This is a genomic window from Amycolatopsis sp. NPDC050768 (genome assembly GCF_040654155.1).
Lineage (GTDB): Bacteria > Actinomycetota > Actinomycetes > Mycobacteriales > Pseudonocardiaceae > Amycolatopsis.
Window position 1 is genome coordinate 95,104 of the sequence record NZ_JBFAHL010000010.1, and the last position, 12,294, is coordinate 107,397.

Consider the following 12,294-nt stretch of genomic DNA (forward strand, 5'->3'; position numbering starts at 1 on the left):
ATCCGCCCCTATGACTACCCAGCCCTTCCGCTTCGGGGTCTCCCTGCTCAACGTCGGCTCCCGCACGGACTGGCGCGCCCGTGCCCGCGAGGTGCAGGACCGCGGCTACGACGTGCTCCAGGTCCCCGACCACCTCGGGATGCCCTCGCCGTTCCCCGCGCTGGTCGCGGCGGCCGACGTCACGAGCATCCGGCTGGGCACCTACGTACTCAACGCCGGCATCCTCAGCCCCGCCTACCTCGCGCGCGACGTCGCCGACGTGCAGCGCCTCACCGACGGCCGGCTCGAGCTCGGTCTCGGCACCGGCTACATGCCGAACGAGTTCGAGGCCGTCGGGGTGCCGATGGGCTCCGGCGGCGAGCGCATCCGCAAGCTGGAGTCCACTCTCAAGGCCACCCGCGAGCTGCTCGCCGCCGAAACCGGCACCCCCGTGCCGCCGATCATGCTGTCCGGTTCGGGCGACCGCATGGTGGCGCTCGGCGGCCGCGAAGCCGACATCTTCAGCTTCTCGATCATGGCCGGCGTCACCGCCGGCACCGCCCCGGAAGACGCGTTCGCCCACCGCGTGCAGGTGCTGCGCGACGCCGCCGGCGACCGCTTCGGCGACATCGAGCTGAACCTGTTCGTCGCGGCCGTCGGCGACAGCGTCGAGGAGCTCGACCTCGGCATCATCCGCCAGGCCAGCGGCCTGCCCGACGAGCAGCTCACCCAGCTGCCCGGCGTGCTCGTGGGCTCGCCGCGCGAGATCGCCGAGCGGCTCGAGCGCTACCGCGAAACGTTCGGCACCACCTACATCAGCGTGCTCGAACCGCACCTCGCCGCGTTCGCCGAGGTCATCAAGCACCTGAGCTGACGTCCACGGCGCCCAGGGACCGCATCAGCTCCAGCACCCCCTGGGCGCCGCGCGGCGACAGGAACTTCGCCAGGTTCGCCGCCGAGTCCCGCGCCTCCTCGGCGGCGCGGGCGAACATCTCCTCCTCGAAGCCGCGCACGTCTTCTGCCGACGCGAGCGCCAAGGCGAGCCGGGCTCCGTCGAGCATCGCCAGGTTCGCGCCCGCTCCGGCGAACGGCGGCATCAGGTGCGCCGCGTCGCCCAGCAATGTCACGCCCGGAACCGGATCCCAGCTCAGGCCGACCGGCAGCGCCGTGATCGGCAGCCGCGTGATCGGTCCTTCGGCCGCGGCGACGAGCTCCAGGAACTCGGGGGCCCAGCCCGCGTAGAGGTCCTGCAGCTGGTTCCTGGCCGTCGCCGGGTCGTCGAACGCGATGCCCGAGGTGGCGAACCAGTCCTCCTCACCGCGCATCGTCAGATGCACCCGGGCGCTGCCATCGCCGTTGCGCTGCGCGGACAGCGTGCGGTTCGGGCCGATCGCCATGAAACTGCCGCGCCCGACGATCCCCGACAGCACCGGATGGGCGCGGTCGATGTGGGGGATCACGAGCTCGATCGCGTTCACGCCCGTGTGCGCGGGTTCGACCGGGGTGACGAGCGGGCGGACGCGGGAACGGGCGCCGTCCGCGCCGACGAGCAGGTCGCAGTCGGCGGTGCCGCCGTCGGTCAGGTGCAGGCGATGACCGTGGGCGAGCGGGGTGACGTCCTCCACGGCGCGTCCCCAGTGGACGGTCTCGGGCGGCAGGGCGTCGAGCAGCAGCTTGCGCAGCGCGGGACGGTCGGCTTCCGGGCGGCCGAACGCGTCGTCGGGCGTGTCCTCGCGCAGCAGCAGGGTGCCGGTGTGGTCGTGGAGCACCAGGTCCTGGCCCTCGGGCCGGGCGATGGCGCGGAATCCGTCGGTCAGCCCCGCTTCGCGCAGCGCGAGCTGGCCGCCGGCGGGATGCAGGTCGAGCGTGCCGCCCTGGATGCGAGCGGTCGGGCCGGCGTCGCGTTCGTAGACGTCGGCGTGGATGCCGTGGACGTGCAGGACCCGGGCGAGCGTCAGCCCACCGAGGCCCCCTCCGGCAATGGCGATACGAGGCATGAGAACTCCGATCGATACGCTGTATTTCTACTATACGATGTATCGACGAGTGCGGTGTATCGTTACCGCGATGAGCGAACTGGTGTGGGAACGGCCCGAGCCACCGGCCAGATCGGCGCCGACCCCGCTGAGCCGGGAGCGGATCGTCGCCGCGGCCTGTGCGCTCGCCGACGCCGAAGGGCTGGAGGCCGTGTCGCTGCGCAAGGTCGGGGCTGCGCTCGGCGCCGGGCCGATGCGCCTCTACGGCTACCTCTCCACCAAGGACGAACTGCTCGACCTCATGGCCGACGCCGTCTACGGCGAGCTGCCCCTGCCCGAGCCCGGCACCGGCCGTCGCGCGGGCCTGCGGGCGCTCGCCCGCGCGGTCCGCACGGCGGCACACCGGCACGAATGGTTCGCCGACCTCCTCGGCGGGCGCCCCGGGCTCGGCCCGAACGCGCTGGCCTACCTCGAAGCGTCACTCGCCGCCGCGGACGAAGGCGATCTCGACGACGCGCTCGTCGCGGTGCACGCCGTGCACTCCTACGTGACCGGCGCCGTCCGCAGCGAGATCACCGAGCTGCGCCGCGAACGCGAGTCCGGCCAGGACGAAGCGCAGTGGCAACGCGCGTCGGCCCCCTACCTGCGGCGCATGCTCGCGACCGGCCGCTACCCCACCCTCGCCCGCGCCGTCGACCTCGGCTCCCACCCCGACCCGGACACCGCGTTCGACGCCGGCCTCGCCCGTGTCCTCGACGGCCCCGGTGGCCCGGTTACCGCTTAAGCGGCAAGATCGCGGCGTGATCCCCGAACTCGGCCCGACGACCCGCGTCATGCACGCGATGGAACAACTGTGGGCCGAAATCCGCCGCCGCCACCCCGACGTGCCCGAGGCCATCCTCGTCCTGGCATCCGGCACGATGGGCACCACCACCGAGATCCACGGCCACTTCGCCCGATCCCGCTGGCACGTCGGCCGCGGCGAGGATCCGCGCGCCGAGTTCTTCCTCGGTGCCGAAGGCCTGCGCCGCCCCGCCACCGACATCCTGGCCACCACGCTGCACGAAGCCGCCCACGGCCTCGCCGCCACGCGCGACATCGTGGACGTGAGCGACGGCCGGTACCACAACAAGCGGTTCGCGGCGCTCGCCCACGAGCTGGGTGTGCGGGCCGACCAGGCGGATCGGATCGGGTGGTCGGCCACCACCGCCTTGCCCGAGACGATCGACGCCTACGCGGATTCGCTGCGCGTTCTCGAACGGGCGTTGACGGTGTGGCGGCACAGCGAGCAGGAGGTGGTCCGTGCGCAGGCTCCGCAGCCGCTGCCCACGGACCCCGACCAGCCCGATGTCGTCGTGCCGGCACCGACTCCGATGGTGATCGCGCCCGTGGACGGCCGCGGTGCTCACCGCGGCGGGCCGAACTACGTGGCCGCGGTGTGCGGGTGCGACAAGCCGCGCCGCATCCGCGCGGCCCGGTCAGTCCTCGAACTGGGGCCGATCACCTGCAGTCTCTGCGCGTCCCCCTTCACGGAATCCGCGACCTGACCGACTCGGCCGGTCGCGGTCGGGTGCTCAGGTCAGCGGAAACAGTACGAGTCCGACGAGGCGTCGCCGCCCTCCAACCGGACCTGGTGTGGGCGCAGGCCACGGAAGTCGTCGCCGTGCAGGAAGCACTTCCCGTCGACGCGCAGCCCGCCGACGGCGGGATCGGTCTCGAGCTTCGCCATCCAGGCCCCGACACCGTCCGGGTAGAACTGGTCGTCCCAGGCGCCGTAGAGGGAGTTGGTGACGTAGATCCGGCGACCGTCGCGGCTCACCTCGACCATCTGGGGGCCACCCGAGAGCTGCAGGGACGGCGCGGACGGATGCGGGACCCGGCCGGTGATGCCCCCGAGGCGCACCGAGCCGGTCTCCCTCGGCCGGGCGGGGTCGCTGACGTCGAACTGCTTGAGCTCGCCGATGCCCCAGCACGACACGTACAGGAACCGGTCGTCCACGCTGAGACCGATGTCGGTGATCAGGGGCGGCACGGCACCGAACGGCCGCAGCGCCGGTGGCAGGTCCGCGGCGTCGGCGGGCTCGGCGGGCACGGTGATCACCTTGTCCACCGCCCAGGTGTCGCCGTCGAGATGCCAGCGCCACACCGACGCCGACAGGTCCTCGGTGGACACTGTCACACCGACGAACCCCCACGTGGCGTCCGGGTCGTGCGACGGGCGCACCTCGAGCACGATCTGGTGCTGCTCGCCGAGGTCGACGCTCTGGCGGTGCCGGCCCTCGGCCAAGTCCCAGAAGTGCAGCGCGTGCCCGTACTTGTGGCCCAGCAGCAGCTCAGGGTTGATGCCGTCCTCGATCATCGCGGGGGTACCCCACTCGCTGCTGATCAGGACGTTCCGGTTGAGGTGCCACCACGCGTCGTAGGCCAGGTACTGCGGGCCCCGCTCGGTCTCCCACGCGCGAACCACGTCGAACGTGTCGTGGTCCAGCAGCGCGATGCCACCCGGGCCGCCCGAGCCCTCCCCGGCGCCGAGGCACGTCAGATACACGCCGTCCGGCCCGCAGTGGGAGGTGTGCGGACGGGAGTATCCGGCCTTCTCGGCCAGCTCGGCCGCGGTCACCGTCTTGTGCAGGACGGGCTGGCGCGGGTCGGGCTGGGTGTCGAACACGTGGATGTTCGACGAACGGATCCCGGGCAGCAGCAGGAATCGGCGGCGCAGGCCGTCGGGGTCGTGCCCGGTGTGCGCGAACGCGCTACTGCACGCGTTCCATCCGAAGTGGTGCAGCTCATCGCCGAGGGTCGGCAGCTCCGACCAGCCGACCACGCTGCCGTAAGTGCCCGAGTCGGGATCCACGTCGACCGTCGCCAGGGCGTCCGGTTTGGCAGCCGTCCGGTCGAATGCCACGACATACGCGAGCTTCTCCGGCGGGGCCGCGATCGCGTCGCCCGGGCTGCGGTAGAAGGTCGGATCGGTCTGTGACTGCGCTGTCATCACGTTCTCCCTCCCCTGTCCGATTCCCCCGCGGCCAATGTCCCGCGCGTGCCGTCGTGGCCGCAAGGCACGAACGCGCACGTCAGACGATGCGTGCCACGGCTCCGCCGGATCTGCGGGCGCCCGCCTCCGCGGTGCGGGACCGGCGTTCGACGGCCGTCTTCCTCTGCCGTTCAAGGGAAAGCGGCTCCGAACGCCGCCCACGCACGTCCGCGAGCCGTCAGTCGCCCCGGCCGGCACGACGTAGTCTCACGGCGGCCGAAGCGGGGTGCGGTTGAAACTTCACGGCCCGGGAGGAGGGGGCTCCCCGGGCAGATTGAGCAGTTCCGCCAGCAGATCCGCGCGCAGGTCGGTGTTCTCGGTGGGAGTCGCCAGCGCGAGCCCGTGCACGCGCTCGAGCCGGGACCGCAAGCCGGTGTGGTGCTCCGCGGCCCGGGTCAGCTGCTCCTGGGCCGCGTCCAGCCGACTGGCCAGGACAGCGGACCGGCTGCGTGCCTCCGCGACAGCTTCGGCCGAGGCGGCGGATTCCGCGCGCTGGTGATGGTGAGCGGCGTCCAGACGTTGCTCGAGGTCCCCGAGGTGGGCCCGGGTGGTGGTGAGCGCCTCGGTGGCCTGGTCGAGCCGGCCGGTGAGGTCCCGCCGGACCTCCTCTTCGCGCGCGCGTGCCTGCGCCAGGCTGGTGAGCGCCGCGTCGCGTTCGGTGGTGCGGACGGCGAGCTGCTCGGAGCGTTGAGCGAGCTCCGCGGCGAGGGCGTCGGCGCGAGTGCGTTCGGTGCGGGTTTCGGCGGCGGCCTGGTCGGCGCGTTCGGCAGCGGCGATGGCGGATGCTTCGGCGCGGGCCTGGTCGAGCTCGGCCGTCTTCCGGGCTTTCACCGCTGTCGCGGCGGTTTCCTGGGCGGCTTTCGCCATGTCGGTCTGTTCCTGGGAGTGGGCCTGGGCGGCGGCGGTGACTTGTTCGGCTTCCAGCGCGCGGGCTTCGGCGGCTTGGCGGAGGCCGTCTGCTTCGGTGGCGCGGGCTTCCGCGGTTTCGGCGCGGGAGAGAGCGGAGGTCACCTCGTCCTGGGCGCGGGCGGCGACGCTGTCGAGGGCGTTGCGCAGCGTCTGCAGCGGCCCACCCAGTTCCGTGGCGGCGCGGACGAACTCCGCGGCCGCGTCGGTGAGGCCGGCGTGTGAGACCGAATCGCCCAGTGCTTCGCGCAGTGCCTGGTCGGCGGCGGCGAGTTGCTTGCACGTGCGGTCCCCGGGCCAGCGCCGGTCCGGGCAGAACTCGAACGGCCGGCCCCCACGCGGTCCCGGTGGCGGCAACGGCGCCCGGCACTGCCGGAACCCACACAGCGCGGCCGTCCGGTCCTCGATCACAGCTCCCTCAGTCACTTCTGAAGCTTATCTGATCGGTTATGCAACCTGTAACTGAGGTTGTAGTTATATAACTCAATACATAGGTCAGCTACAGAACAGAGCTTTTGTTGCTAAGCTGACAGGGAAGATGATCGATCGACGGAGAGTGACGGAACCAGCAGCTGTGAGTGAGATCGTGCGCCTCGAAACCGGCTCGAAAACTGGGTACCCCCTCTCGGCCGACCACGACGTCTGGCCGGGCGTCGAAGACCCCGCCGCACTGCTCGACGCGATCGCGGACTGGCTCGCCGGCTACGGCAACCAGGCCACCCGCCGCACCTACGCCGAAGGACTCGGCCTCCCCGTCACCGCGGCCGACCTCGCCGAGTGGGCCGAACCGGGACGTCACCTCGACACCTGGCGCACGGCCGTCCTCCACTACGCCGACGCCCTCCGCCTCACCCCGAGCCCGAGTTCCGCCACCGCTCCCCCGCCCGCGCCGCGCGGCCGGCTGCGTGCGCACCACTGGTTCCGTTGGTGCGTCACCCGCGGCCTCGACCCGATGGCCGCCACCTCGGCCGACGTGAAGAGCTGGCTCGACACCCTCGCCACCGCCGACGCCGCTCCCGCGACGCGCGACCGGATGCTCGCCACCGTCAAAGCGCTCTACGGCTACCTCGCCGACACCGGCCTCGTCACCGGAAACCCCGCCGCCCTCAACCGCCGCCGGCTCGGCCTCGCCACGGCCGCGAGCAGCACGTCCGGCACCGTCACCCTCACCACACGCCAGGTCCGCGCCCTCTACACCGCCGCCGGCACCCCCCGGCGTGGTGCCGGCCCGCTGGACACGGCGCGCGCGGTGGCCGTGGTCGCGCTCTTCACACTCGGGCTGCGCGTGAGCGAAGTGTGTGGCCTGGACCGCTCCGACCTGCACGTCACCCGCGGCCGCCGCGCACTGCGCGTGCTCGGCAAGGGCGGCAAGACGCGCGTGGTCTACCTCAGCGTCCCGGCGGAGAACGCGCTCATGAGCTACCTCTCCGCCCGCGACACCGCAGCCGCCTCACGCGAGACCACCGTCGAACGCCGGACCCAAGCGCGCCACGCCCCGCCGTCGCCGCTACTGCTGACCCGCACCGGCAACCGCTACCAACGCCAGGCGATCTGGCAGCTGCTCCGCCGCATCACCGCCACCGGCGGCACCGACCTCGAACCCATCGCCGGCGCCATGCACCCCCACGCGCTGCGTCACTTCTACGTCACCACCGCCGTCGAGGCGGGCGCCCAACTCGTCCACGTGCAGGCCGACGTCGGCCACAGCAGCATCGACACCACCCAGCAGACCTACGACCACGCCGCCCGCGCGCCGGAACGCAGCGCCGTCGACCTCGTCGCGAGCAGCTGGTTCCCCGACGACACCACCGCTGGCTGACGTGCGGCCACGGCGCCGCGGTGTACAACGCGCTGTTCGAACGGGGAATGGAACAGCACCTGGACGTCGTCCGGACGGCGGTCGCGGCGGTGCCGGAGGGGCGGCCGGCCCTGCGAGCGATCGCCTCCCGCCGAAGGTCTGCCAGTCGCTGTACGCCGGCTGTCCAGAGCGGCAACGGCGGCGCCGATACCCTGGTGAGAACCCCGCCGGCCAGGAGAACACTTGTCCCACCACGATTCGCTCACTGCCGACTGCGGCAGCTGCTTCGGGCTGTGCTGTGTCGCCCTCACCTTCACGCGTTCCGCGGACTTCGCGATGGACAAGGCGGCCGGCGAGCCGTGCGCCAACCTGGAACCGGAGTTCGGCTGCGGCATCCACGATCGCCTGCGGGACAAGGGGTTCTCCGGCTGCACCGTCTACGACTGCTTCGGCGCCGGGCAGAAGATCTCGCAGATCACCTTCGCCGGGCGTGACTGGCGCGGCGAACCGGGTGGCGCGAAGGAGATGTTCGCCGCGCTGCCCGTGATGCGCCAGCTGCACGAACTGCTCTGGTACCTCACCGAAGCCCGGTCCCTGGACGTCACCCGGGAGCTGCACGAGGGTCTCGACGCCGCGCTCGCCGAGACCGAACAACTCACGCTGACCGACCCCGGCACCCTGCTCGCGCTGGACGTCGCCGACCAGCGCGCCCGCGTGGACGTGCTGCTGCGGGCGACTAGCCGGCTCGTGCGGGACGGGGTGCGCGGCAAGAAGAAGGACCGCCAGGGTGCCGATCTCATGGGGGCCAAGCTCGCGAACGCGGACCTGCGGGGCGCGAACCTGCGCGGGGCCTACCTCATCGCCGCGGACCTGCGCGGCGCCGATCTTCGCCAGGCCGACCTGATCGGGGCGGACCTGCGCGACGCCGACGTCCGCGGCGCGGACCTCACCGCCTGCCTGTTCCTCACGCAGTCGCAGGTCAACGCCGCCCGCGGCGACGCCACGACCCGGCTCACCGAGCGCCTCAGCCGGCCCGCCCACTGGTAGCCGGCCGCGTCGACCCGACCACCACGCCACCGAGCCGCGCGACCCAGCTGCCGCACAGGCAGCGGACGTAGTCGGCACGGCTGCCGCGCGAGGCGGGCACGACGGCGGACGGGGGCAGTTCGGCCAGGGGCCAGCCACAACGGGGGCAACGGTTCTCATCCATGCCCCGATCGTGCTGTAATGAGTCAGTGCACTTCAACCCTTACGGCGGCTCCGGTGCTCAGGTGGCCGCGGCGCTGGCCACGCTGGCCCGGGACGACAGCGTCTCGGCGGACGACGTGCTGGACACCTGCCGGGCCCACGGCATGACGCTGACCGGGCTCACCGACGACGAAGCCGCCCGCATCCTCGACTGGGGCCGGCGGCTGCGTGAAGTTTTCGGCGCGGGCAAAGCGAACCAGGTGGAGCTGGTGAACCGGCTGCTCCTCACCGCGGCGGTGCGCCCGCACATCTCCGGCCACGACGGCAAACCCCCGCACCTGCACTACGCCGGCGAAGACGCCGAGGCCGTGGAACGCGTGCAGGCGCACTCGGCCGGTGGGCTCGCCCACCTCGTGTGTGAGGCGCCCGACCGCTTCGGCCTGTGCGCACGTGAGGGTTGCGGGATCGCGTTCGTGGACACCTCACGCAACGGCCGCCGCCGCTTCTGCTCGACGCGGTGCGGCACGCGGGTCAACGTCGCCGACCACCGGGCCCGGCAGCTCAGCGCCTGACTCAGCTCATCTGCTCGTGGATCCAGTCGAGGATCGTGTCCACGCGCGCGGTGGTCTCCACACCGGGCTGGGGGCAGTCCGGGCCGTTGTCCTCGATCGCCACGAGCCGGCCCTTCTGGTCGCCCTCGGGGATGAAAAACGGTGAGCCCGAGTCGTCGTGACACGGGCTGTTCTCGACGGTGCGCGCCTCCCGGGGGCTCATGTCGAGCTCGGTGTGGCGGATGTCGCTGACCTCGAAGTGGCCGCGTTTCATGTGGTCGGCCGGCGCGACGACGGTGGCCGAGAGCGAGCCCCAGCCCACGAAGTCGACGTCCTCGCCGACCTTCGGCGGACCGGTCGGCAGCGTCAACGGCGCGATGTCGGTGATCGGGGCGCTGAGCTTGACCAGCGCGAGGTCGTTGACCGGCGACTGGCGCACGTCCACGGCCTGCACCACGTGCCCGCGCGGGTCCTCGTCGTTGATCTTCCCGACCGCCACCGTCATGTGGTACTTCGGCGCGCCGCCGGCGCGGGTGCCGTCGAGGTCGTGGAAGCAGTGCCCGGCCGTGATGATCCAGTCCGGCGCGATCAGGGACCCGCTGCAGCCACCACCGCGCACGCCGCCGCCCTCGACGGGGATGTCCTTCGACGTGAGCTTCGCGTTGAACGGCATCACGCTCGGCGGCAAGGCCGGAGCAGTGCTGCTGGGCGCCGGCTTCGGTTGGGCCGACGCGCCCTGGCCGCCCGCGCCCGCCCGCGTGTGCGCGACTTCGGCCGCGTCGGCGGTCCCGGCGGCGGACGCTGTCGGGCCCTTCTGGATGGTGACGTAGCCGGCGAGGCCCGCACCAGCGACGATGGCGAGTGCCAGCGCGCCGTGCCGGGAGCGACGGTGACCGGATCGTGACTTCACACTTGCAACAACGGACGGAGACGCTGAGAAGTTCAGCCATCCGTGGAGAAATCTCAGCGAATCTCGTCACTCTGTGACACCGGAGGCGATCAAGGGACGATTCGGGCTGCATTAGGGTTCTCGTTATGACCAACCGCTTGGTATCTCTGGGCGATTCCTTCACCGAAGGTGTCGGCGACGACGATCCCGCCGCGCCGAACGGCGTGCGTGGCTGGGCCGACCGCGTCGCCGAGGTGCTGGGCGCCCGTGAGCCGGACTTCCGCTACGCCAACCTCGCCATCCGCGGGAAGCTGCTGCCACAGGTGCTCGCCGAGCAGGTCGAGCCGGCGATCGCGATGGAACCGGACCTGGTCACGCTCTACGCGGGCGGCAACGACCTCATGCGCCCGAAGGTCGACATCGACGCGCTGACCGACTCCTACGAGCTCGCCGTCGCCCGGCTGCGTGGGACCGGCGCCCGGGTCGTGCTGTTCACCGGTGTCGACGGGGTCGAGGACGCGCTGTTCCGGCAGATGCGCGGGCGCGTCGCGATCTACAACGAGAACGTGCGCGGCATCGCCGCCCGCCACGGCACGCTGCTGGTGGACATGTGGTCGATGCGGCAGCTGCGCGACCGGCGCCTGTGGGCACCGGACCGCCTCCACCTCAACTCCCGGGGCCACCTCGAGATCGCGATCGCGGTCCTCGGCGCGCTCGGGGTCCCCCACGACCTCACCTCGGCCGAGCTGGCGCCGCGCCCGCGCCTGTCGACCCGCGAACGCCGCGAGGAGAACCTGCGCTGGAGCCGCGAGCACGCGTGGCCTTGGGTGCAGCGCCGCCTGCGCGGCGAGTCGTCCGGCGACACGATGAGCCCGAAGCGCCCGGTGCTGGAACCGTTCGGATCCGGCGTACTTGGATCAGGCGCGCTTGAGTCAGGCCCCGACGCGCGGAGCGTGCGCGGCTGACAAGGCCGGGCGCAGGCCGTCGAACAGGATCGCGACCACGCGGTCGCGCAGCGCGCAGTCGGCACCGATGTGCTCGGCGGCCTTGGCCGTGCCGATGATCACCGGGATCAGTTCGGCCACGGTGAGGTCGGCACGCACCGCGTCGGCGTCCTGCGCGCGGCGCAGCAGCACCCCGAGCGCTTCCAGCAGGTGGGTGGCGACGTCCGAGCCTGCCTTCGGCACGTGGACGCCGGCGGCGCTGAGGGCTTCGAAGTAGGCGTTCTTGGCGCTGGACATCTCGATCCAGCTGGTCAGGAACGTGAAGAATGCGGCGCCGGCGTCGGGCGAGTCCTGCGCGACGACCACCTCGGCCTCGTCGACGAAGCGGTGCAGCCGCGCGTAGAGCACCGCTTCGAGCAGCGCCTCCTTGGTCGGGAAGTGCCGGAACACCGTGCCGACGCCTACGCCCGCCTCGCGTGCGACCTCTTCGGTCGGGGCGCCCGTGCCTTTGGCCGCGAACACCGTCTCCGCGGCTTCGAGCACTTTGGCCCGGTTGCGCCGGGCGTCGGCGCGCAGCGGTTTGGACTCCGTCACGGTGCCTGATCGTAGCCGGGTTCAGCCGGGCAGCGCGCTGAGCACGCGTTCCAGGGCCCGCGGCACGTGCGAGCGCCAGCCGCCGCCCATGATCCGGCGGGACACACGCTCGAACTCGTCGTCCGGGTCGAAGCCCTCGTGGCTGAGGAACAGCCGGGTGCCGGTGCCCTCCGGCACGAGTCGCCACGTGACCGTCCACTTCGGACCCCACTTGATGCTCAGCTCGCGTTCGGGGTCGGCCACGAGCACTTCGCACCGCACCGGCCCGCCCGCGAACCCGGCCGCCGGCACGGGCTGGGCGAGCAGCTCGAAGCGGTGTCCCACCACGGGTTTGATGTCGTTGGGCATCGCGAGCCAGCGTTCCAGCAGCTCGGGTTCGGTGAGCGCGCGCCAGACCTTGCGCGCGGGGTGCGGCAGGAACTGGTCGACGTGCAC

General features: G+C 72.0%; 14 protein-coding genes. 7 read left to right on the forward strand and 7 right to left on the reverse strand.

Annotated elements, in window-relative coordinates; translation table 11 throughout:
• Positions 1–10 precede the first annotated feature (10 nt).
• The gene (locus AB0H62_RS28040) at positions 11–853 is read left to right on the forward strand and encodes a TIGR03621 family F420-dependent LLM class oxidoreductase (protein ID WP_220240718.1); all 843 of its coding nucleotides are present in this window, start codon (positions 11–13) and stop codon (positions 851–853) included.
• On the opposite strand, the gene AB0H62_RS28045 is transcribed toward AB0H62_RS28040, so the two are convergent.
• Complete coding sequence (locus AB0H62_RS28045) at positions 837–1,976, reverse strand: NAD(P)/FAD-dependent oxidoreductase (RefSeq protein WP_360589171.1); 1,140 nt, start codon at positions 1,974–1,976, stop codon at positions 837–839. The genes AB0H62_RS28040 and AB0H62_RS28045 overlap by 17 nt on opposite strands.
• Before the next feature lie 70 nt (positions 1,977–2,046).
• Between AB0H62_RS28045 and AB0H62_RS28050 the strand changes: the two genes are divergently transcribed.
• The gene (locus AB0H62_RS28050; RefSeq protein ID WP_255638031.1) at positions 2,047–2,739 is read left to right on the forward strand and encodes a TetR/AcrR family transcriptional regulator C-terminal domain-containing protein; all 693 of its coding nucleotides are present in this window, start codon (positions 2,047–2,049) and stop codon (positions 2,737–2,739) included.
• A gap of 16 nt (positions 2,740–2,755) precedes the next feature.
• Positions 2,756–3,502, forward strand: coding sequence for a hypothetical protein (locus tag AB0H62_RS28055; protein WP_360589173.1), 747 nt, complete (start codon positions 2,756–2,758; stop codon positions 3,500–3,502).
• A 32-nt stretch (positions 3,503–3,534) separates the two neighbouring features.
• Here the strand turns inward: AB0H62_RS28055 and AB0H62_RS28060 are convergent, their stop codons facing one another.
• Both AB0H62_RS28060 and AB0H62_RS28065 read right to left on the reverse strand, forming a co-directional pair.
• Positions 3,535–4,947 (reverse strand): selenium-binding protein SBP56-related protein, encoded by a 1,413-nt coding sequence (locus AB0H62_RS28060; RefSeq protein ID WP_360589176.1) that lies wholly within the window; start codon positions 4,945–4,947, stop codon positions 3,535–3,537.
• A 282-nt stretch (positions 4,948–5,229) separates the two neighbouring features.
• Positions 5,230–6,321, reverse strand: coding sequence for a response regulator receiver protein (locus AB0H62_RS28065; RefSeq protein WP_360589178.1), 1,092 nt, complete (start codon positions 6,319–6,321; stop codon positions 5,230–5,232).
• Between the two features lie 148 nt (positions 6,322–6,469).
• Between AB0H62_RS28065 and AB0H62_RS28070 the strand changes: the two genes are divergently transcribed.
• Both AB0H62_RS28070 and AB0H62_RS28075 read left to right on the forward strand, forming a co-directional pair.
• On the forward strand, positions 6,470–7,714 hold the full coding sequence (locus AB0H62_RS28070; protein ID WP_360589180.1) for a tyrosine-type recombinase/integrase: 1,245 nt from the start codon (positions 6,470–6,472) through the stop codon (positions 7,712–7,714).
• 222 nt (positions 7,715–7,936) lie between these two features.
• Complete coding sequence (locus AB0H62_RS28075) at positions 7,937–8,740, forward strand: pentapeptide repeat-containing protein (RefSeq protein ID WP_360589182.1); 804 nt, start codon at positions 7,937–7,939, stop codon at positions 8,738–8,740.
• Here AB0H62_RS28075 and AB0H62_RS28080 read toward each other — a convergent pair.
• On the reverse strand, positions 8,718–8,903 hold the full coding sequence (locus tag AB0H62_RS28080) for a hypothetical protein (protein ID WP_360589184.1): 186 nt from the start codon (positions 8,901–8,903) through the stop codon (positions 8,718–8,720). The two genes, AB0H62_RS28075 and AB0H62_RS28080, sit on opposite strands and share 23 nt — an antisense overlap.
• A 25-nt stretch (positions 8,904–8,928) precedes the next feature.
• Here AB0H62_RS28080 and AB0H62_RS28085 point away from each other — a divergent pair, with 25 nt between their 5' ends.
• Positions 8,929–9,453, forward strand: a complete 525-nt coding sequence (locus AB0H62_RS28085; RefSeq protein ID WP_360589186.1) for a CGNR zinc finger domain-containing protein — start codon at positions 8,929–8,931, stop codon at positions 9,451–9,453.
• Between the two features lies 1 nt (position 9,454).
• Here AB0H62_RS28085 and AB0H62_RS28090 read toward each other — a convergent pair whose 3' ends face one another.
• The gene (locus tag AB0H62_RS28090) at positions 9,455–10,342 is read right to left on the reverse strand and encodes a trypsin-like serine protease (RefSeq protein ID WP_360589188.1); all 888 of its coding nucleotides are present in this window, start codon (positions 10,340–10,342) and stop codon (positions 9,455–9,457) included.
• 125 nt (positions 10,343–10,467) lie between these two features.
• On the opposite strand from AB0H62_RS28090, the gene AB0H62_RS28095 reads away from it, so the two are divergent.
• Positions 10,468–11,286: an SGNH/GDSL hydrolase family protein gene (locus tag AB0H62_RS28095; RefSeq protein ID WP_360589191.1), complete on the forward strand. Its 819-nt coding sequence runs from the start codon at positions 10,468–10,470 to the stop codon at positions 11,284–11,286.
• Here the strand turns inward: AB0H62_RS28095 and AB0H62_RS28100 are convergent.
• On the reverse strand, positions 11,254–11,859 hold the full coding sequence (locus tag AB0H62_RS28100) for a TetR/AcrR family transcriptional regulator (RefSeq protein ID WP_354880998.1): 606 nt from the start codon (positions 11,857–11,859) through the stop codon (positions 11,254–11,256). The two genes, AB0H62_RS28095 and AB0H62_RS28100, sit on opposite strands and share 33 nt — an antisense overlap.
• Before the next feature lie 21 nt (positions 11,860–11,880).
• Positions 11,881–12,294 (reverse strand): SRPBCC domain-containing protein, encoded by a 414-nt coding sequence (locus AB0H62_RS28105; RefSeq protein ID WP_360589498.1) that lies wholly within the window; start codon positions 12,292–12,294, stop codon positions 11,881–11,883.

Excerpts from the sequence above, each read along its gene's own strand:
- AB0H62_RS28040 (WP_220240718.1), top strand. The coding sequence starts at position 11 with ATGACTACCCAGCCCTTCCGCTTCGGGGTCTCCCTGCTCAACGTCGGC.
- AB0H62_RS28060 (WP_360589176.1), bottom strand. The coding sequence starts at position 4,947 with ATGACAGCGCAGTCACAGACCGATCCGACCTTCTACCGCAGCCCGGGC.
- AB0H62_RS28045 (WP_360589171.1), bottom strand. The coding sequence starts at position 1,976 with ATGCCTCGTATCGCCATTGCCGGAGGGGGCCTCGGTGGGCTGACGCTC.
- AB0H62_RS28095 (WP_360589191.1), top strand. The coding sequence starts at position 10,468 with ATGACCAACCGCTTGGTATCTCTGGGCGATTCCTTCACCGAAGGTGTC.
- AB0H62_RS28050 (WP_255638031.1), top strand. The coding sequence starts at position 2,047 with ATGAGCGAACTGGTGTGGGAACGGCCCGAGCCACCGGCCAGATCGGCG.
- AB0H62_RS28080 (WP_360589184.1), bottom strand. The coding sequence starts at position 8,903 with ATGGATGAGAACCGTTGCCCCCGTTGTGGCTGGCCCCTGGCCGAACTG.